Below are 19,491 nucleotides of genomic sequence, written 5' to 3'. Positions count from 1 at the left end.
AAAGTAAAACAAAAATACTAATAATGTATTGGGTATATATATTATGTTCTGATCGCAACGGTACTTTATATATTGGTATTACCAATAATATACTGCGTCGTACTTATGAACATAAGCACAAAGCAATTAAGGGATTTACAGCAAAATATAATGTTATAAAGCTTGTCTATACAGAAGAATTTGCTGATATTAAAGAAGCACTTGCTAGAGAAAAAGTATTAAAGAAATGGAATCGTGGTTGGAAAATAAAATTAATAGAAAAAATCAATCCTGATTGGAAAGATTTAGGCAAAGATTTTTCTGGATTCCCGCCTTCGCGGGAAGGACATAAAAAGGAACAAATATATGGATAAACAAATAAAAGAATACACCAACCCGGGTAAGAAAAACCTAATTATAGTATACATCCTATTTTTATGTGGAATCGTTGCCCCTTTATTAGCGATAGTCGGTGCATTTTTCGCTTATGTTAATAAGGATGTTAGCGATAGATTTTTATCAAGCCATTATATATTTTTATTTCGTACCTTTTGGCTTGCATTTATCGGCTATATCATATCAACAGTTACTATGATAATCCTTATCGGATTTATATTATATTGTATCATAGCTATTTGGTTTTTACTACGACTTGCCGTAGGTTTTAAATATTTATTGAACGACTGGCCTCACCCAAATCCTGAGACATTTTGGATTAAATAAAAATGATCAAACTTACTATAAATACTCAGGAGATAGAAGTGCCGGAAGGTAGTACGGTTTTTCAGGCCTGTACAAAAGCGGGTATAGAAATCCCGCATTTCTGTTATCATGAGAGGCTGAAAATTGCCGGCAATTGTCGTATGTGCCTGGTTGAAATGGAAAAATCGCCAAAGCCTATAGCATCCTGTGCAATGCCTGCTGGTAATGGTATGGTAATTCATACTGATACACCAATGGTAAAAAAGGCTCGCGAAGGGGTGATGGAGTTTTTACTCATTAACCATCCTCTAGATTGCCCTATTTGTGATCAGGGCGGGGAGTGTGATTTGCAAGATCAGGCTTTTAAATATGGTAAAGGCACTAACAGGTTCCACGAGAATAAGAGAACCATTAAAGATAAATATATGGGGCCGCTCATAAAAACGGCAATGACTAGATGTATACAATGCACTAGATGTATTAGATTTGCAAATGATATAGCGGGTGTTGAAGAGATGGGAGCTATCGGTAGAGGTGAGCATATGGAAGTAACTTCATATTTAGAGCAAAGTTTAGATTCTGAAATTTCTGGTAATATGATCGATATTTGTCCGGTCGGTGCTTTAAACTCCAAGCCATACGCCTTTAAAGCTCGCAGCTGGGAGCTGAAGCATACCGATGGTATAGGGGTGCTAGATGCAGAAGGTACCAATATCCGTATTGATAGCAGGGGCGCAGAAGTAATGAGGATATTACCCCGTGTTAATGAAGAAATTAACGAAGAATGGATTTCGGATAAAATTCGCTTTAGTTATGATGGCTTAAAATATCAACGTTTAGATTGTCCATATATACGGAAAAACGGTAAATTGGTCGAAGCAAGTTGGAGTGAAGCTTTAAAAGTTGTAGCCAATAAAATAAAATCATTCCAAGGGAATCAAATAGCAGCTATTGCAGGTCAGCTTGTACCTGTTGAATCTATGTATTTACTAAAAATTTTACTGCAGAAGCTTGGTTGTAATAATTTTAACGTTAATCAGTTTGATTATAAAATTGACGCCTCAAGCCGAGGAAATTATTTGTTTAACACCAGCATTGCAGGTATTGAGAAAGCTGATTTATGTCTATTAATAGGCGCGAATCCAAGACAGATAGCGCCGGTGTTAAATAGTCGAATTGGTAAAATGCAACGACATGGTTCATTAAAAGTTGCAAGGATTGGCAAGGGGCATGACCAAACGTACAAAATTCAGGAGCTGGGAAATAGCGTAGAGATAATTAAAGATTTGGCTGATGGGGTACATGAGTTTGCGCAAGATTTAAGTCAAGCAAAATATCCAATGATTATAATTGGTGATGGGGTATATTCACGAAGTGATGGCTATGCTATTTTAGCGCTTATCCATAAAATTATTGATAAATATAATATTGTACGGGAAGATTGGAGCGGTTTCAATATACTACATAATCATGCTTCTATGGTTGGTGGGTTTGATATCGGTTTTAACTCTATTACCACCAACGAGATTTTAGTCAAAGCAGAAAAAGAAGAAATAAAATTAGTCTATTTGCTAGGAGCCGATGAAATTGATTTTGATAAACTAAAATCGGCTTTTATCGTATATCAAGGTCACCATGGAGACTTAGGCGCTAGCAAGGCTGATGTAATCTTACCAAGTGCTGCTTATACGGAGCAGAGCGGTATTTATGTCAATTTAGAGGGAAGACCGCAAATATCGAACAAAGCAGTAGAGCGGGTCGGAGAAGCTAAAGAAGAATGGTTAATTATTAAAAATCTGGCTGACCATTTAAAAATAGATATTGTCGTAAGCGATTTACAAGAAGTAAGAAGCAAGCTTGAAAAAGAATATCCTGTATTTGCTAATATAAATAAAATTATAGCAAATAAATTTGCTAAATTTAGCTCTAAAGATAAGGTGGTAAAAGATGACATAGTAATGCCGCCCATCAATTATTATATGACAGACGTAATTAGCAGAGCTTCGGTTACTATGGCGAAATGCGTGCAGGCGAAGCAGGAAAGAGAGAAAGTAGCATGAGGAATAACATAAAAGAGTACAATACTGATATATCAGGAGTACTCTTATGCTAGAGCTTTTTTTCGAATATACTTTCCCGTTAATACTTATAGCATTGAAAGTAATTGCGATTACTCTCCCTTTAATATTATGTGTTGCGTATTTAACATATGCGGAGCGTCGAGTGATTGGATTAATGCAGTTACGAAGAGGTCCAAATGTCGTTGGGCCTTTCGGTTTGTTGCAGCCTATCGCCGATGCAGTTAAATTACTATTTAAAGAGCCTATTATCCCGACTAACGCCGATAAAATATTATTTATCATTGCGCCGATGATTACTTTTATCTTAAGCCTTATCGGTTGGGCAGTAATACCTTTTAGTAAAGGCATAGTGCTTGCCGATATAAATGTCGGTGTTTTGTATATTTTAGCGATTTCTTCCCTAAGTATTTATGGCATTATTATTGCCGGCTGGGCGAGTAATTCGAAATACGCATTTCTTGGTGCTATCCGTTCATCAGCGCAAATGATTTCTTACGAAGTATCGATGGGGCTAGTAATTGTTACCGTATTACTGACTACCGGCAGTCTTAATTTAACCGAGATTATTGAAACACAAAAAAACCTGCCGTGGTGGATAGATTTAATGTTACTACCTATGTGTGTTGTATTTTTTATTTCAGTTCTAGCGGAAACTAACAGATTACCTTTTGATTTACCAGAAGCGGAGTCAGAGCTAGTAGCGGGCTATAACGTTGAATATTCTTCTATGGGATTTGCCTTATTCTTCTTGGGCGAATATGCTAATATGATATTAGTTAGCGCAATTACTACAACGTTCTTTTTAGGGGGTTACTTACCGCCTTTTAATATATCACGGCTGGCTTTTATTCCGGGTTTCATTTGGTTTGCTTTAAAAGTCGGATTTTTATTATTCTGTTTTTTATGGATCAGGGCAACCTTGCCGAGATATCGCTATGATCAGCTAATGCGTTTGGGATGGAAAGTATTTTTGCCGTTAACTTTATTTTGGGTTATACTAATGTCAAGCGTGTTGATGTATACGGATAATTTACCGAAATAGTAAAATTATGAATGAGTAAAAATATTAAATCATACTTTTTTATTGAGAAATTAAAATTTTTGCCGTTTGTAAAGGAAATATGGCTTTTTGGCTCTCGTGCTAGAGGTGACAATCACAAGCTTTCTGATATTGACCTTGCAATTATTTGTCCTAATATTACGGATCAAGAATGGCTAAAAATCATAGATATTATAGAAAACGCCGATACCCTTTTAAAAATAGATTGTGTTAGGTTTGAGCCTCTCAAAATAAGTGCGGAGCTTTATGAAAATATATTAAAGAACAAAAAAATCATATATGTCAAAAATAAAAATTAAGTTTGAAAATTTTTGTAAAGCTTTTGTAAAACTTGAAGCTATTTATTTAAAGCCTATAACAGAAGACCGAGCTTATATTGATGCAACAATTCAAAGATTTGATTTTACTTTTGAACTTGCATGGAAATTTTTGAAAGAATATTTTGCTCAAAAGGGAATAATTCTTAACTATCCTAAAGAAATTCTCAAAGAGGCTTTTACTGTCGGTATGATAAGTGATGAAAATCTATGGATTTATATGCTTGTTGATCGCAATATGACATCGCATACTTATGATGAAAAACTTGCAGATGAAATCTATAAACGAATAAGAGATTACGTTCCCGCTATTAAAGAATTACTTAGGCTCTGTGAACAAAATTTTAATGGAATAATTTCAAAATGATAAATTATTTAAAGTCATTTTTTTTATTTGAGATAATAAAGGGTTTGGCACTGACTTTGAAATATTTGTTCAAGTCAAAAGTCACAATTAATTATCCTTATGAAAAAAGTCCGATAAGCCCAAGATTTAAAGGGGAGCATGCGCTTAGGCGTTACGAAAATGGCGAAGAGCGTTGTATCGCCTGCAAACTTTGTGAGGCAATTTGTCCGGCACAAGCGATAATAATAGAAGCAGATGAGCGAGAGGATGGTAGCCGCCGGACTACTCGTTATGATATCGATATGACAAAGTGTATTTATTGCGGGTTGTGTCAGGAGGCTTGCCCTGTAGATGCAATAGTTGAAGGACCTAATTTTGAGTTTGCTACCCTTACTCATACAGAACTACTTTATGATAAGGAGCGATTACTTCGAAACGGTGATATATGGGAGCAAGAGCTGGCGATTAAGTTACATCAAGAGTATAAACATAGGTAATAAATATGGCAGGGGCGTGGGTTTTACTTATAATAGCTGGTTTATTTGAAGTAGCATTTACCGTATCTTTAAAGTTATCGGAAGGTTTTACTAAATTAAAACCTACCGTAGCATTTTTAATATTTTCGCTATTAAGCTTTCTTTGTTTAACAAGAACTTTGAATAAAATTCCTTTAGGAACTGCTTATGGAGTATGGACAGGGATGGGAGCGACAGGAGCCGCTATAATAGGAATTTTGTATTTTAATGAACCTTACACCACAATGAGAATATTTTTTATAACTACCATGATAATATCTATAATAGGGCTGAAAATGTCTTGATTGCGTGCGGTGGCATGCCGTGACTTGATCACGGCATCCAGTCTTTTTATTAAGTTTTTTCTGGATTCCCGCCTTCGCGGGAATGACATACTGCTGCTTTTATTGAGCCACGCAACAACGTTTGCACAAGAATGACATAGAAAACAAAATATAAACAAAAACATTATGCCGATATTTTTTTATTTATTTGCTACATTCATTACTATAAGCAGTATTTGCGTAGTTATAAGCAAAAATCCCGTTTATTCGGTTTTGTGGCTGATTTTTGCATTTTGTAACGGTTCCGGTTTAATGATACTTCTCGGCGCCGAGTTTTTAGCGATGATGCTAATTATTATTTATGTCGGTGCGGTAGCCGTATTGTTTTTATTCGTAATAATGATGTTGGATACTAATTTAACTGCCACAATATCGCATCTAAAGGAAAATTTATTTTTAAGTATCGTGGTAGCATTAGTTATGTTCATCGATTTAATGATTATTATTCTGCTCGGCACTAAAAATATTAATTTTAATTCTGATAAATTATTTGTTATACCGAATAATATTACCAATACTGAAGCAATAGGAGCGGTACTTTATACCGATTTTATATTGCCGTTTCAAATAGCAGGTATTATCTTATTTGTAGCAATGGTTTCATGTATTACGTTAACGCTTCAGAAACGTTCAGGCGTGAAAAGGCAAAATATATCAGAGCAAAATAGTAAGAATAAAGCTAATGCTGTATTAATGACTAGCCCTGATTTAAATAAGGGAGTAGAGGGGATTGAGTATGAATAAGAGTTATACTAGAATCGTCATTGCGAGGAGGCATTGTTGCGTAGATACCCCAAACGTCATTGCGAGCGACTGAAAGGAGCGTGGCAATCCAGAAAATAATAAATTTCATAGCATCTTTAGCTTAATTTTTCTGGATTCCCGCCTCCGCGGGAATGACATAAGAAAATGCGAAAATGACCTTACACAATAGAAAGATAGCAACACTATGAATAATTCTATCGGGCTTGAACATTATCTAATCGTAAGCTGCTTGGTCTTTACTATTGGTATGCTTGGGCTATTTATGCACCGCAAAAATATTATTACGATATTGATGTCGATCGAGTTGATGCTGCTTGCAGTGAATATAAATTTTGTGGCGTTTTCCGTACATATGCAAGAGCTATCAGGGCAAGTTTTTAGTATAATAATTTTGACGATTGCGGCTGCCGAGACTTCTATCGGTCTTGCTATATTATTGGTATATTTCCGTAATAAAGGCTCGATTGAAGTAGCAGATGTTAATCAGATGAAGGGGTGAGATGCACGAAACTATTGCCGTATTAATTGTAATGCTGCCGTTAGCTTCAGCTGTTATCAACGGCATGTTATGCCAGGTAATAAACAAGAAATATGCGTCTATAATTTCTAGTAGTGCTATAATTATTTCAGCACTATTTTCGTTATACATATTTTATTATACGGGGTTGAATCAAAATATATTACATATTACTTTAGGTAAGTGGTTTGAAATTGCTAAATTTAAGGTAAATTGGGCAATTTACGTTGACCAGCTGACTAGTATTATGTTTTTGGTAGTGACATGCGTATCTAGCGTAGTGCATGTCTATTCGCTTGGCTATATGAGGGAAGACAAAGGGCTAACTAAATTTCTTTCATTTCTATCGCTTTTCACTTTCTTTATGTTGATGCTAGTATCCGCCGATAATTTTCTACAGTTATTTTTTGGCTGGGAAGGGGTTGGACTTTGTTCATATTTGTTAATCGGTTTCTGGTATAAAAAAGAAGCGGCAAATAAAGCGGCTATTAAAGCGTTTATTGTAAATAGGGTAGGGGATTTTGCTTTTATCTTAGGCATTATTGCTATTATTTTCTATTGTCATTCAGCAAATTTTCAGGATGTATTCCTAGCTGCCAAAGAACTTGCCAATACTTCGATTAACTTATTTGGTTTCTTACCTTCAAGGTTAGATATTATCTGTTTACTGTTATTCATCGGTTGCATGGGTAAATCGGCGCAAATAGGTTTGCATGTTTGGCTGCCTGATGCGATGGAAGGTCCAACACCAGTATCTGCTCTTATTCACGCAGCAACTATGGTAACGGCAGGAGTGTTTTTAGTAGCTCGCTGCTCCTACTTATTTGAATATAGTCCGGCTATTTTACAATTTATCACTATTATTGGCGGGACCACTTGCTTATTTGCGGCAACTATTGCCATTGCACAAAGCGATATCAAAAAAATCATTGCTTACTCAACATGTAGCCAACTGGGTTATATGTTCCTCGCTTGCGGCGTATCTGCTTATAATATTGCCATATTTCATTTGATTACGCATGCCTTTTTTAAGGCATTATTATTCTTGTCAGCTGGTAGTGTAATCCATGCAGTACATGAACAGGATATCTTCAAAATGGGTGGACTTCGTGATAAAATGCCTGTTACTTATAGTAATTTCTTAATAGGCTCGCTGGCTTTGATTGGTATTTATCCGTTAGCCGGCTTCTATTCAAAAGATTTAATTTTAGAGTCAGTCTATAGCGCCGGCTCATTTATGTTTATATTCGGTATTATTGCCGCAGTCTTGACTGCAATATACTCAATGAAAATTATAATGCTAGTATTTCACGGTAAAACCAAATTAGTACATGACGTTTTTGAACATGCTCATGAATCGCCGAAAATTATGAATAGTCCATTGACAATATTAGTAGCTGGTAGCTTTTTTTCCGGTATGATTGGTTATTATTTACTATCAATAGATAAGCCAGGCGGCTATTTTCATGAGAGTATATTTAGCCTGAATAGTTATAGATTACTAATGAATCATCCGCCGCTATATATTAAATTACTGCCTATGATAGTCGGTATAATAGGGATTATTATAGGTATTTGTTTTTACCACAAAATTAGATTAGATAAAAAAGCTGGCTTTATAGAAAATATATTAAAAAACAAATATTATTTTGATGAGATTTATGAACTAATAATAGTAAAGTTTCTTATTCAAATTAGCCGCTTATTTTACTTTAGCGATCAAAAAATAATTGATCGTTTCGGACCTGAAGGCTTTTCAAAAATTGTTAATTGTTTTGGCTTTCTAGCAAGTAAAACCCAAACGGGTTATGTTTTTAATTATACGCTATATATAGTGTTATTTGTTGTTAGTGTAATTACTTTTTTTATAGGATTGTTTGTTATTTCTGGATGAGTAGAAGCAATAGCTCTTCGCTGTCATTCCTGCGCAGGTATTGTTGCGTAGATACCTAAACGTCATTGCAAGCGACTGAAAACCTTGTTGTGTAGCTCGAATTTTTGGTGTCATACCAGCGAAAGCTGGTATCTAACTTTTGCTATATTGTTAAGTAGATTCCCTCTTTCGAGGGAATGACACCGAGGACGTTTAGGTTATTCACGTAACAATGTCTTGCGGGAATGGCATAGGATAAAAAATATTTTAGAGTCTCAAATGTTACAGTTACCGATTATATCAATTAGTATTTTTTTGCCTTTAATAAGTGCATTATACATAATGCTGTTTACTAGTCAGAACAAAAAGCAAAATACTCAAATATACTCAAATGATTTGGAAAATCGGAATGTAAAACAAGAAGCGAGCACGCGCAGCTTATCCTTAATAAGTGAGCATGCCAGTTCTTCACAGTTTTACAAAGCCAATTTTTCAAAGCAGAAGAGTATACATACAATGTATGTGGCGGTGCTTAGCTCTGTATTAACTTTTATCTCAACCATCTATATATTAATAGAATTTAATTCAAAGAACCCTTCTTATCAGTTTGTTGAGCGTTACAGCTGGATTAGGAAAATCGGGCTTGAATTTCATGTTGGTATTGATGGCATATCAATATTATTCGTAGTTTTGACTTCTTTTCTTACTCTTATTTGTATAATAGCCAGTTTATTTACCGTTAAAAAACACATAAAAGAATATCTACTATGCTTTTTACTAATGGAATCCTTTTGCATCGGTGCATTTACTTCAGTTAATTTATTGCTGTTTTATCTTTTTTTCGAAATAATATTAATCCCGATGTATATTATTATTGGAGTATGGGGAGGGGAAAATAGAGTTTATGCAGCTCTTAAATTCTTTTTATACACTTTCTTTGGTTCAGTGTTTTTCTTGCTATCATTAATTTATATTTATAGTAAGTTTCATAGTTTCAATTTAGTAGAGTTAGGCAGCTCACTTACTAATTTACCATTATTTGCACAACAAATTTTATGGTGGGGTATTTTTATAGCCTTTGCCGTAAAAATTCCAATGCTGCCGTTTCATACTTGGCTTCCTGATGCTCACGTTCAAGCACCGACAGCTGGTTCAGTAATACTTGCCGGCATATTGTTAAAGCTCGGCGGATACGGTTTTTTGCGTGTTTTACTGCCTTTACTGCCTATAGCTTCCAAAGAATTTGCCATTTATGTGTTGGCTTTAAGTATTTTAGCAATAATATACGCCTCACTTGTTGCCCTAGCGCAAAAGGATATGAAAAAAATGATTGCTTATTCATCAGTTGCTCATATGGGATATGTCACGGCAGGTATCTTTAGTCTTACGGAAGCCGGAATTAAAGGAGCCTTATTTCAGATGCTTAGCCACGGCGTGATATCTTCCTGTTTATTTCTGATAGTCGGTACTTTGTATGAAAGACTACACACGAAAGAAATAGCCCAATATGGCGGAGTAGCCAGTAAAATGCCTTTGCTTGCTGTTTTTTTCATGATTGCAATGCTTGGCTCTATTGGTTTGCCTGGCAGTAGCGGTTTTATAGGAGAGCTTTTAAGTTTACTCGGTATTTATCACGTTAATATATTAGCTGCTTTCCTGGCAGCACTTGGGATAATTCTTGGAGCAATTTATATGCTAAAATTATATAAAGAAGTGATGCTCGGAGAGATAAATAATAAAGAGATTCTAAGTTTTAAAGATTTATACGCATATGAAATAATTGCGATCGCTCCTCTGTGTTTTTTAATTATTTATTTCGGTCTAATGCCGCACTCTATTTTCAAAATTCTTAGTTCCTCCGTACAAAAATTAATGGTTAATTTCTAAAAATCCTTGCCTATAATTAAATGGAATATTATAGTTATATTATAAACTATAAATTATGGAGGTAGTTATGAAAAAATTTGGAAAACAACTTACACATGAAATAGATAAAGGTACCAAGCAATTAGACAAGGAAGCTGATAAGTTAGGCAGAGCTGCCGATAAATCTATTGAAAATAATACGGGTATTCAAATAAGTCATATTACCAACCCTGATGCCTCAGATCATAAGGAAGCCGTAAAAAATGCAAAAGAAACGACTGGCCTTGGTGGCGGTACTTCAGAAAATTCTGATTCTGTAAAATTAGCAGGCGATCAGCCTGAAGTTACAAATGAAGGGTAATAGTTGTTTGTGTAAAGAAGTTAAAAGCATATTCTATCATTTCCGTGAAGGCAGCATTGCCTGCGTGGATCGAAAATGCTGACACAACACAACCACACCGTCATTGCGAGCGGAGCGAAGCAATCCAACTATTTTCATAAGATTGCCACGTCGCCTAACGGCTCCTCGCAATGACGAACAAAATATTTTAGATTGTCACGCTCCTTTCAGTCGCTCGCAATGACATTGGAAGTATCCACGCGGACAACGCCTGCAGCGGCTGGCAGTGACCCAAGTAATATTTTTCTCGGGGATTCCCGTTTTCACAGGAATGACATATTAACTAACCTTAAAGCTATTATCTATCACAATTAATATCTATTTTCAACAGACTAGGCCAGATTGTTTCCCAGCCCTTTATATGAGTGGTATTTGGTAGGACTTTTTGCTTAACGCAAGGCGAATTACTAACCTCTACATAGCGCTCTGCAATAAATGGCGGTACTCGCTTGTCACCTGCTCCCGAAAGGTGTAATTGCGGAATGTTATTAACTTGTTTTGCATAATCTATAGGATTAAATGAATGAGATAAATAACCTCGGCCGTTATGAGTATTATCAAATGTAACGGTATCTAAATTACCGGCGATAGTTATGATATCCTTAACATTTTTATTGTTTACCGCAACCATAACCGCAACTCCGCCGCCGCCGGAAAAGCCTACTAAACTGAATTTCTGCCCGTTAGTTATATTATTTATTACATCGTCAATTGAATCTACAACTTCTTTTCCTATTCTTTTTTCGACCCAATAACGGTTGGAATTGCATTTAGGATTTAATTCTAAAGGAGTATATTGACAAGGTCTTGCAATATAAACAATGTTAGGTCTGTTATCCATTATTGCAAGTTGTAATAACATTGTGGTAAGAGGAGTCGGGTTATCTGAAACAGCGGCATATTTTTCAGAAATATGACCGTCGCCTTCAATATAAAATACGTAAGGTAAATTTTTATCGGTAATACGCTGATAAGTAGTAAGAACGAAGTCACCACCTTTGACGTATTTTGGTTGAAAATTATTCTGAGTAGCCAACGCTGCTGAATTTTTAGTTCTGGTAGCCACGTTCGGAGTACAGGCAAATAATAAAATAGATATAAAAAATAGCTTAACAGCGTTGGTAGTCATAATTTTTTATTTATAAATTGTTGAGTGGTGCCGTTTTTTTGCTGTCATCCCGTGACTTGATCAGCGTTGTTGCATGGCTCGGATGTCATTCCCGCGCAGGCGGGAATCCAGAAAAATAACCTTAATATGGATATAAAAATTATATTATTTGATAAAATAAACATATAAAAAACAAGTTTTTTATATGTTTTACTAGATTCCCGCCTGCGCGGGAATGACATTAATCGCTTTTTAAGAGCCATGCAACAACGCCGCCTCTAGCTAGGAATGACATCGAGAGCTTTTTAAAACTGTCCGGTACTAGTACTATAGAATCACGGGATGACAATATTTACATTTAAAAAGGTATCTCGTCGTCCAGGTCGCTATGGTCAAAAGAATTATTTTTATGGTCTGATTGTTTTGCTTCCGTATGATAACTGTCTGAACTACTGCTGCTAGAATTTTTACTATCTAATAATACCAGTTGTGAATTAAAATTTTGCAATACAACTTCTGTTGTATATTGTTCTACTCCTGAATTATTCTGCCATTTCCTAGTTTGCAAGCTTCCTTCTATATAAATTTTAGCACCTTTTTTTACGTAATTTTTTACAATCGATACCAGGCCTTCACTAAATATTACCACTCTGTGCCATTCTGTTCTTTCTTTTTTTTCACCGGTATTGCGATCTTTCCAACTTTCGGAGGTTGCTATCGAAAAATTGGCTATTTCTTTCCCTTCTCCGGTTGTTCTAATTTCCGGATCGCGTCCCAAATTTCCTATTAATATTACTTTATTTAAGCTGCCGGCCATAGATCATACCTATTAAAAATATTATTATTGCAATAATAAAATAAAAGAGCCTATAATACTACTGTTTTTTAAAAAATATCTAAAATATTATGGTTCATTATGGTTCAAGAATATATTAAGGTCCGAGGGGCGAAAGAGCATAACTTAAAAAATATTAGTGTCGATATTCCTAGAAATCGTTTTGTAGTAATTACGGGTCTAAGCGGCTCCGGTAAATCTTCATTAGCATTTGATACAATTTATGCTGAAGGTCAAAGGCGGTATGTTGAAAGCTTATCTTCATACGCTCGGCAATTCTTACATTTGCAGAATAAACCGGATGTTGAATCGATTTCGGGATTATCACCTGCTATAGCAATCGATCAAAAGACTACCTCTAAAAATCCTCGTTCTACCGTTGGAACCATAACAGAAATTTATGATTATCTTAGATTATTATATGCCAGGGTAGGTATTCCCTATTCTCCGACAACGGGCTTGCCTATCCATAGCCAAACCGTTTCCGAGATGGTAGATATAATTAATGAATTACCAAAGGGTACAAAATTATACTTATTAGCCCCGATTGTGCGAGGGCAAAAAGGAGAATTTAAACGTGAAATTCTTAATTTAAGGAAGCAAGGTTTTCAAAAGTTAATTGTTAACGGTGAAGTTTGTGAGATTGATGATTTACCAAAATTAGATAAAAATAAAAAACATAATATAGAAGTAATAGTAGACAGGGTAGCTCTAGAAGGAGATTTAGGTAATAGGCTTGCTGATAGTTTGGAGAGCTCTCTTAAATTAGCGGATGGTATAACTTATGTAGAAATTGTTGAATTACCTGCCGGAATAGAAACAAAATTTGAAAAAAATCAACGTATTACCTTTTCAGAAAAATATTCTTGTCCGGTATCCGGCTTTCAATTGGCAGAAATTGAACCGCGAATTTTTTCTTTTAACAGCCCTTTCGGTGCTTGTCAAGAATGTGAAGGAATAGGAAAAGAATTTTTCTTTGACCGTAACTTAATTGTTCCTGATCAAAGAGTGGCTATTAAGGACGGCGCTATTGTTCCATGGGGTAGCACTACGTCTAAATTTATTCTTGAGACCTTAAAAGCCTTAGCGGATCATTATAAATTTTCCATTGAGGCACCTTTTTCAAGCTTGCCAAATAAAATAAAAGATATTTTATTTAACGGTTCAGAAGAAGAAGAAATAAAATTTGAGTATCATGACGGTTCTAAAACTCAAGTAATAAAGCAACCTTTCGCTGGAATAATACCGAGTTTGAAAGAAAAAGAACGGACTATAGAATCTATTTTAATTAAAGAAGAACTAGCAAAGTTTAAATCTGAAAATAAATGTACGGCTTGTAAAGGTTATAGGTTAAGAGATGAAACGTTATGTATTAAAATAGCAGATATTCATATAGGTCAAGTAGCGGCGATGAGTATTGCAAAGCTACAGGATTGGTTTAACCATTTAGAAGGAAAATTAAATAAAAAACAGTTATTTATTGCTGAGCGGATATTAAAAGAGATTAACGAGAGGTTAAAATTCTTGATGAATGTCGGTCTTGATTATTTAACGCTTGCTAGAGAATCAGGAACTTTGTCAGGAGGAGAAAGTCAACGTATTCGTCTTGCCTCACAAATAGGTTCAGGGCTTAGCGGAGTTTTATATGTACTGGATGAGCCTTCTATTGGGTTACATCAGCGAGATAATACAAGATTAATCGAGACCTTAAAAAGGCTTAGAGATCTTGGTAACACTGTGTTAGTTGTTGAGCATGATGAGGAAACAATGTATGAAGCTGATCATATTATTGATATAGGACCAGGTGCAGGTATTCATGGAGGAAGAGTTATTGCTGAAGGTACTGCCGAGGAAATAAAACAATTCGAAGAAAGTATTACGGGGAGTTATTTAAGCGGCAAGCAATCTATTGCAGTTCCTCTTGAGCGGCGAGCAGGGCATAGTAATAGAATGATAGAATTGATAGGGGCTAGTTCTAATAATTTAGACAATGTTGATATAAAAATCCCACTAGGTACGTTCACTGTTATAACGGGTGTATCGGGAAGTGGTAAATCAAGTTTGATGATTCATACCTTATATAAAGCCGCATTAAAGCATTTAGAACCGACCGCCAAAGTCTTCCCGGGAAAATATAAAGAACTACGAGGACTTGAATATATCGATAAAATTATTGATATTAATCAGTCGCCGATCGGTCGCACACCGAGATCTAATCCGGCAACTTATACCGGTGCATTTACCCATATTAGAGATTGGTTTGTTGAACTACCTGAATCAAAAGCTAGAGGATATAAGGTTGGAAGGTTCTCGTTTAACGTAAAAGGTGGTAGATGTGAAGCGTGCCAAGGTGACGGATTAATTAAAATTGAGATGCATTTTTTACCGGATGTTTATGTAAAATGTGATGTTTGTAACGGTCATAGATATAATAGGGAAACTTTGGAGATAAAATATAAAGGAAAATCTATTGCGGATATATTAATGATGACTGTTGAAGATTCAATGAAATTCTTTGATAAGATACCGTTGATTTATGAAAAACTTATCACCCTGCATGAAGTGGGTCTTGGTTATATAAAAATAGGTCAATCCGCTACTACTCTTTCTGGTGGAGAAGCGCAAAGAGTTAAGCTTGCTAAAGAGTTATCAAGACGTTCAACCGGTAAAACTCTTTATATACTTGATGAACCAACTACAGGCCTGCATGTGGATGATATTAATAAGTTGCTTGGAGTGTTACATAAACTTGTTGATATGGGCAATACCGTGCTGGTTATCGAACATAATTTAGATGTGATAAAAACAGCCGATTATATTATAGATGTCGGACCTGAAGGCGGTGATAAAGGCGGAGAAATAGTTGTTTGCGGTTCGCCTGCAGATGTTGCTGCTTGTGAAGCGAGTCATACAGGCCATTATTTAAAAGATTATTTGAAGGGGAGATAAGATTGTCATTCCGTGGCTATGACGGTGGTTGTATGGCTCTTAAAAAGTGTTCGATGTCATTCCCGCGAAAGCGGGAATCTAGATTTTTTTTGTCATGCGGAACTTGTTTCAGCATTTAACTCAAAAGATCCTGAAATAAATTCAGGATGACTATAATTTTTCTGGATTCCTGCTTTCGCAGGAATGACATAATTTAGTAGGGATCAAGCTGTATATAATACCTACTTGTAATCACTAAGAATATTACTAATTTCTTCTGTTACCGAAAAATCTTAGTAAATATAAGAACAGATTAATAAAGTCCAGATATAGATTAAAAGCTGCCATAATAGACATCTTTTGCCCTAATTCATCGTTACCTGCCATATAATACATTGACTTAATTTTCTGTGTATCCCAAGCGATTAATCCCATAAATACTACAACTCCGATTAGAGAAGTAGCAAAACTGATCGCTGAACTTTGCAAAAACATATTCACTAACGATACTAAAATAAGTCCTATAAGACCCATAGCGGCAAAAGACCCTAGCGATGTTAAATCTTTATTTGTATTGTAACCGTAGAGACTCATTCCGCCAAAAACCGAGGCACAGATAAAGAAAGTGCGAGCTATTGATTCACCGGTATATATAAGACTTAAATAAGAAAGCGACATCCCTGTCAGAGCGGCGTAAACCCAAAATAATATTTGTGCGGTTTGTAGGCTCATCTTACCGAAGCCCATAAAAAAGTATAAAGCAATACCTAAAGGAGCAAACATTATAAGGCGACCAAAACCGGTTTGGAATATCAAATTAGCGAGAGGCTCATATGAGATAGTAGCAATAGCTGCTACTCCCGTTAATAAAAGTGCCAAAGCCATATAGTTATACACTTTCAACATATATTTCCTAAGTCCTTCATCGAAAGACTTATTTTTTGATGAAACCGTAAATGTTTTCGTGTAATCTTGCATAAACAAACCTATTTAAATAGTTATTATTCATAATGTAATATAGACTTTTAAAAGCCTTTTTTCAAGTAATAATTAATCTAAATTGATTTTATATTAAGGAAATTGTTTACAGGCGAAAAAGATGTAGTTATTTTAATATAGCTTAAACACCGTCATTGCGAGGAGGTGTTGTTTCATGGATTGAATTTTTAGTGTCATACCAGCGAAAGCTGGTATCTAATTTTTGTTATATTGTTAAGTAGATTCCCTCTTTCGAGGGAATGACACCGAGGACGTTTAGGATATCCACGCAACAATGTTTTGCGAGGGGGAAAATAGGTGTAGATGCCTCTGTGGTGGAATGGTAGACACGGTAGACTCAAAATCTACCGCCTAAAGGCGTGCTGGTTCAAGTCCGGTCAGAGGTACCAAAATTAGTAGAGTAAAAAACCTAATAGCGATAAATTATATATAAATAATGGTAGAAAGTACTTATGAAGTTCATAAAATTATGTAGTATTCTTGTAATTATTGGCTTTTCTTTAATCGGATGTAAAAGCAAAAAGACAAACGATGATATAGTAATGCCGATCAGCGAGCTTTACAATGAAGGTGTTGCTTTATTGCAAAAACAAAAATATTTAAAAGCTTCCGAATCATTTGGTAAGATTTTTTATCAGCATCCCGGTAACGAATTTACCCCCCAAGCTGAATTAATGCAAGCCTACTCTTTGTTTTTAGCTTCTCAATATGACGAAGCAGTTGACATTATAGATGTTTTTATTAGCCTGCATCCAGCAAATGTTGATATTGCTTATGCCTATTATCTTAAAGCATTATCGTATTATATGTTAATCTCCAATGTTAACCTTGATCAATCAAGAACTTTCTTGGCTAAAAAAAGTTTTGAGGATGTAATTTTAAAATTCCCTAAAACTAAATACGCTATTGATGCTTCTTTAAAAATTGATTTAGTAAATGATCACTTAGCTGGTAAAGAAATAGCAGTAGGGCGTTATTATCTAAATGAAAAAAATCCGATAGCGGCAATTAATAGATTTCAGCAGGTTGTAGATGAGTATCAAACTACTTCCCATACTGCAGAGGCCCTTTATCGACTGACTGAAAGCTATATAATGCTAGGGTTACCTGAGGAAGCTAAGAAATATGCTTCGGTGCTTGGTTATAATTACCCAGATAGTCAATGGTATTCTTATGCATATAAGCTAATTATATCATCTCCGAGTAAATAAAATTATGCTGGAGAGTCTTTCAGTTAAAAATTTTATTCTGATAGACGAGCTAGATATTGAATTTAAAAAAGGTTTATGTGTTATTACCGGTGAAACGGGAGCAGGTAAATCTATTTTACTTGATGCTATTTTATTTTGTTTGGGTTGTAAATCTTTCAGTAATATAATAAAGCATGGTAAAGATCATGCTATTGTAAACCTGGTTTTTTCTTTAAATAAGGAATTGAAGGAGTTTTTAGAGCAGGCAAATATTCAGTATGAAGATGCATTGCTTGTTAAATGTACTCAAAAGTCAGAAGGGCGAAAAAATTTTTTTATTAATGATCAGCTAGTAAACAAGTCGACGATGCAACAGTTAGTCGTTTACTTGTTAGAAATACACGGACAAAATAATAATACTTCTCTATTAGACCTTTCCACTCACCGAGATATTTTAGATAATTATGCTGAGCTTTTAGAAGCACGTTTAGAGCTTGCTAAATGTTTTCATGATTGGCAAGATATTCTTAAAAAAATTGCTAAAATTACCCTTGAGAAAAATGCTATAGATCAAGAAATTGATTATTTAACTTTCGTAGTCGCCGAGTTAACAAAACTTGATATTAAATATGGTGAAGAAGAAAAGTTAATAAATATTCGAAAAGATTTACAAAATCGTGATAAGGAATTGCAGTTACTTAAAGATATTTTCGAGCAAATTAATAACCCAGAAATAAATAACGCAATTAACAAAGCGGAAAGATTGCTTACGCGCTCTACCATGCAAAGTGAAAAATTTACTGCTATTGCAGCAGATATAGAGGAGGCTTATAATAATTTAGAAGAAGCTAGAGAAAAATTAAGCTCAATTGCTGATAATTTTAATCAAAATGAATATAATCTTGACGATATAGAAGAGAGATTATTTTTAATAAAGGCCACTGCGCGTAAATACAATATTCATGCTGATGAAATAGTAGAGTTTTTAAATAAATCATTAGAGAAGTTAAGCATATTGAAAAATAAAGTAGCAAGCAGTGAAGAGTTGAATACTAAACAATTTGCTAAGCAAGCAGAATATTATAATATGGCCAAAAATATCTCGGCTAGACGTCAAGAAGCAGCTGAAAGCCTTGAGAAGGCGGTGCAGAAGGAGTTAGGGCAGCTTAAAATGAAGAAAGCTATATTTAAGATAGATATAGTGCCCAAAGGTGAGCCGGCAGCCACAGGATGTGATAATATCAGTTTTACGGCTTCCACTAATCCTGGAATGGCTTTAGCCCCAATTAATAGAATTGCTTCTGGTGGTGAATTATCAAGATTTATGTTGGCTTTAAAAAATTCTTTGTTTGATAAGCAAATAAAACCTACTATTATATTTGACGAAATAGATGTAGGAATAGGCGGCGAAGTCGCTGATAAAGTCGGAGAACGGCTAAAAAATTTAGGATCTATCGCACAGGTAATAGTCATAACTCATCAGCCACAAATAGCAGGCAAAGCCGATCAACATATTATGGTTAACAAATTACAATTAGAAGAAAGAACGGAAGTAACGGTAAAAATTTTGGATATTATCGAAAGACAGCAAGAACTGGCGCGCATGATCTCCGGACAGTCTATTACGGAAGCTAGCTTAAAAGCAGCGAAGGAGTTATTAACATAA

Annotated in this window: 19 protein-coding genes and 1 tRNA gene; 17 read left to right on the top strand and 3 right to left on the bottom strand. The window is 35.1% G+C overall.

Annotation, left to right across the window (positions count from 1 at the left end; all coding sequences use genetic code 11):
- The first annotated feature begins 23 nt into the window (after positions 1-23).
- The 13 genes from OTR29_RS06190 to OTR29_RS06130 all read left to right on the top strand — a co-directional run bounded on the left by OTR29_RS06190 (position 24) and on the right by OTR29_RS06130 (position 10,726).
- Complete coding sequence (locus tag OTR29_RS06190) at positions 24-353, top strand: GIY-YIG nuclease family protein (protein ID WP_422230066.1); 330 nt, start codon at positions 24-26, stop codon at positions 351-353.
- Positions 346-702 (top strand): DUF4870 family protein, encoded by a 357-nt coding sequence (locus OTR29_RS06185; RefSeq protein ID WP_422230051.1) that lies wholly within the window; start codon positions 346-348, stop codon positions 700-702. The genes OTR29_RS06190 and OTR29_RS06185 overlap by 8 nt, the downstream gene beginning before the upstream one ends.
- Before the next feature lie 2 nt (positions 703-704).
- Positions 705-2,741: an NADH-quinone oxidoreductase subunit NuoG gene (nuoG, locus tag OTR29_RS06180; protein ID WP_422230049.1), complete on the top strand. Its 2,037-nt coding sequence runs from the start codon at positions 705-707 to the stop codon at positions 2,739-2,741.
- Positions 2,742-2,787: 46 nt separating this feature from the next.
- The gene (nuoH, locus tag OTR29_RS06175; RefSeq protein ID WP_422230047.1) at positions 2,788-3,804 is read left to right on the top strand and encodes an NADH-quinone oxidoreductase subunit NuoH; all 1,017 of its coding nucleotides are present in this window, start codon (positions 2,788-2,790) and stop codon (positions 3,802-3,804) included.
- Between the two features lie 11 nt (positions 3,805-3,815).
- Entirely contained in the window at positions 3,816-4,121 is a 306-nt protein-coding gene (locus OTR29_RS06170; RefSeq protein ID WP_422230045.1) for a nucleotidyltransferase domain-containing protein, read from the top strand.
- The gene (locus tag OTR29_RS06165; protein WP_422230043.1) at positions 4,102-4,506 is read left to right on the top strand and encodes an HI0074 family nucleotidyltransferase substrate-binding subunit; all 405 of its coding nucleotides are present in this window, start codon (positions 4,102-4,104) and stop codon (positions 4,504-4,506) included. The genes OTR29_RS06170 and OTR29_RS06165 overlap by 20 nt, the downstream gene beginning before the upstream one ends.
- The gene (nuoI, locus tag OTR29_RS06160) at positions 4,503-4,982 is read left to right on the top strand and encodes an NADH-quinone oxidoreductase subunit NuoI (RefSeq protein ID WP_422230041.1); all 480 of its coding nucleotides are present in this window, start codon (positions 4,503-4,505) and stop codon (positions 4,980-4,982) included. The genes OTR29_RS06165 and nuoI overlap by 4 nt, the downstream gene beginning before the upstream one ends.
- Positions 4,983-4,987: 5 nt before the next feature.
- Positions 4,988-5,305 carry a DMT family transporter gene (locus OTR29_RS06155; RefSeq protein ID WP_422230040.1) on the top strand — a complete coding sequence of 106 codons (318 nt, stop codon included), beginning with the start codon at positions 4,988-4,990 and terminating at the stop codon, positions 5,303-5,305.
- 165 nt (positions 5,306-5,470) lie between these two features.
- Positions 5,471-6,088, top strand: a complete 618-nt coding sequence (locus tag OTR29_RS06150) for an NADH-quinone oxidoreductase subunit J (RefSeq protein ID WP_422230037.1) — start codon at positions 5,471-5,473, stop codon at positions 6,086-6,088.
- Between the two features lie 205 nt (positions 6,089-6,293).
- Complete coding sequence (gene nuoK / locus OTR29_RS06145) at positions 6,294-6,608, top strand: NADH-quinone oxidoreductase subunit NuoK (RefSeq protein ID WP_422230036.1); 315 nt, start codon at positions 6,294-6,296, stop codon at positions 6,606-6,608.
- 1 nt (position 6,609) lies between these two features.
- Positions 6,610-8,520 (top strand): NADH-quinone oxidoreductase subunit L, encoded by a 1,911-nt coding sequence (gene nuoL, locus OTR29_RS06140; protein ID WP_422230034.1) that lies wholly within the window; start codon positions 6,610-6,612, stop codon positions 8,518-8,520.
- 258 nt (positions 8,521-8,778) lie between these two features.
- The gene (locus tag OTR29_RS06135) at positions 8,779-10,386 is read left to right on the top strand and encodes an NADH-quinone oxidoreductase subunit M (RefSeq protein ID WP_422230032.1); all 1,608 of its coding nucleotides are present in this window, start codon (positions 8,779-8,781) and stop codon (positions 10,384-10,386) included.
- A 67-nt stretch (positions 10,387-10,453) separates the two neighbouring features.
- On the top strand, positions 10,454-10,726 hold the full coding sequence (locus OTR29_RS06130) for a hypothetical protein (protein WP_422230030.1): 273 nt from the start codon (positions 10,454-10,456) through the stop codon (positions 10,724-10,726).
- A gap of 337 nt (positions 10,727-11,063) precedes the next feature.
- Here the strand turns inward: OTR29_RS06130 and OTR29_RS06125 are convergent, their stop codons facing one another.
- Both OTR29_RS06125 and ssb read right to left on the bottom strand, forming a co-directional pair.
- Positions 11,064-11,894 carry an alpha/beta hydrolase family protein gene (locus OTR29_RS06125; RefSeq protein ID WP_422230028.1) on the bottom strand — a complete coding sequence of 277 codons (831 nt, stop codon included), beginning with the start codon at positions 11,892-11,894 and terminating at the stop codon, positions 11,064-11,066.
- A 337-nt stretch (positions 11,895-12,231) separates the two neighbouring features.
- A complete protein-coding gene (gene ssb / locus OTR29_RS06120) occupies positions 12,232-12,690 on the bottom strand; it encodes a single-stranded DNA-binding protein (RefSeq protein ID WP_422230026.1) in 459 nt (152 codons plus the stop codon).
- A gap of 99 nt (positions 12,691-12,789) precedes the next feature.
- On the opposite strand from ssb, the gene uvrA reads away from it, so the two are divergent.
- Positions 12,790-15,657 carry an excinuclease ABC subunit UvrA gene (uvrA, locus tag OTR29_RS06115; protein ID WP_422230025.1) on the top strand — a complete coding sequence of 956 codons (2,868 nt, stop codon included), beginning with the start codon at positions 12,790-12,792 and terminating at the stop codon, positions 15,655-15,657.
- 246 nt (positions 15,658-15,903) lie between these two features.
- Here the strand turns inward: uvrA and OTR29_RS06110 are convergent, their stop codons facing one another.
- Complete coding sequence (locus OTR29_RS06110; RefSeq protein ID WP_422230023.1) at positions 15,904-16,614, bottom strand: Bax inhibitor-1/YccA family protein; 711 nt, start codon at positions 16,612-16,614, stop codon at positions 15,904-15,906.
- Positions 16,615-16,940: 326 nt separating this feature from the next.
- Between OTR29_RS06110 and OTR29_RS06105 the strand changes: the two genes are divergently transcribed.
- The 3 genes from OTR29_RS06105 to recN all read left to right on the top strand — a co-directional run bounded on the left by OTR29_RS06105 (position 16,941) and on the right by recN (position 19,491).
- A tRNA-Leu gene (locus tag OTR29_RS06105) sits at positions 16,941-17,024 on the top strand.
- 63 nt (positions 17,025-17,087) lie between these two features.
- Positions 17,088-17,846: an outer membrane protein assembly factor BamD gene (locus OTR29_RS06100; RefSeq protein WP_422230021.1), complete on the top strand. Its 759-nt coding sequence runs from the start codon at positions 17,088-17,090 to the stop codon at positions 17,844-17,846.
- Positions 17,847-17,850: 4 nt separating this feature from the next.
- Positions 17,851-19,491 carry a DNA repair protein RecN gene (gene recN, locus OTR29_RS06095; RefSeq protein WP_422230020.1) on the top strand — a complete coding sequence of 547 codons (1,641 nt, stop codon included), beginning with the start codon at positions 17,851-17,853 and terminating at the stop codon, positions 19,489-19,491.

This window comes from Rickettsia endosymbiont of Halotydeus destructor, from assembly GCF_049278075.1.
GTDB lineage: Bacteria > Pseudomonadota > Alphaproteobacteria > Rickettsiales > Rickettsiaceae > Rickettsia.
Note: the sequence above shows the minus strand (reverse complement) of the source record. Positions and strands in the feature narration are given on the sequence as shown.

Coding starts and splice junctions, on each gene's coding strand:
- OTR29_RS06135 (WP_422230032.1), top strand. CDS start 8,779: ATGTTACAGTTACCGATTATATCAATTAGTATTTTTTTGCCTTTAATA.
- OTR29_RS06165 (WP_422230043.1), top strand. CDS start 4,102: ATGTCAAAAATAAAAATTAAGTTTGAAAATTTTTGTAAAGCTTTTGTA.
- OTR29_RS06100 (WP_422230021.1), top strand. CDS start 17,088: ATGAAGTTCATAAAATTATGTAGTATTCTTGTAATTATTGGCTTTTCT.
- OTR29_RS06155 (WP_422230040.1), top strand. CDS start 4,988: ATGGCAGGGGCGTGGGTTTTACTTATAATAGCTGGTTTATTTGAAGTA.
- OTR29_RS06190 (WP_422230066.1), top strand. CDS start 24: ATGTATTGGGTATATATATTATGTTCTGATCGCAACGGTACTTTATAT.
- nuoH (WP_422230047.1), top strand. CDS start 2,788: ATGCTAGAGCTTTTTTTCGAATATACTTTCCCGTTAATACTTATAGCA.
- uvrA (WP_422230025.1), top strand. CDS start 12,790: ATGGTTCAAGAATATATTAAGGTCCGAGGGGCGAAAGAGCATAACTTA.
- nuoK (WP_422230036.1), top strand. CDS start 6,294: ATGAATAATTCTATCGGGCTTGAACATTATCTAATCGTAAGCTGCTTG.
- OTR29_RS06170 (WP_422230045.1), top strand. CDS start 3,816: ATGAGTAAAAATATTAAATCATACTTTTTTATTGAGAAATTAAAATTT.
- ssb (WP_422230026.1), bottom strand. CDS start 12,690: ATGGCCGGCAGCTTAAATAAAGTAATATTAATAGGAAATTTGGGACGC.
- nuoG (WP_422230049.1), top strand. CDS start 705: ATGATCAAACTTACTATAAATACTCAGGAGATAGAAGTGCCGGAAGGT.
- recN (WP_422230020.1), top strand. CDS start 17,851: ATGCTGGAGAGTCTTTCAGTTAAAAATTTTATTCTGATAGACGAGCTA.
- OTR29_RS06150 (WP_422230037.1), top strand. CDS start 5,471: ATGCCGATATTTTTTTATTTATTTGCTACATTCATTACTATAAGCAGT.
- OTR29_RS06130 (WP_422230030.1), top strand. CDS start 10,454: ATGAAAAAATTTGGAAAACAACTTACACATGAAATAGATAAAGGTACC.
- nuoL (WP_422230034.1), top strand. CDS start 6,610: ATGCACGAAACTATTGCCGTATTAATTGTAATGCTGCCGTTAGCTTCA.
- OTR29_RS06125 (WP_422230028.1), bottom strand. CDS start 11,894: ATGACTACCAACGCTGTTAAGCTATTTTTTATATCTATTTTATTATTT.
- OTR29_RS06185 (WP_422230051.1), top strand. CDS start 346: ATGGATAAACAAATAAAAGAATACACCAACCCGGGTAAGAAAAACCTA.
- nuoI (WP_422230041.1), top strand. CDS start 4,503: ATGATAAATTATTTAAAGTCATTTTTTTTATTTGAGATAATAAAGGGT.
- OTR29_RS06110 (WP_422230023.1), bottom strand. CDS start 16,614: ATGCAAGATTACACGAAAACATTTACGGTTTCATCAAAAAATAAGTCT.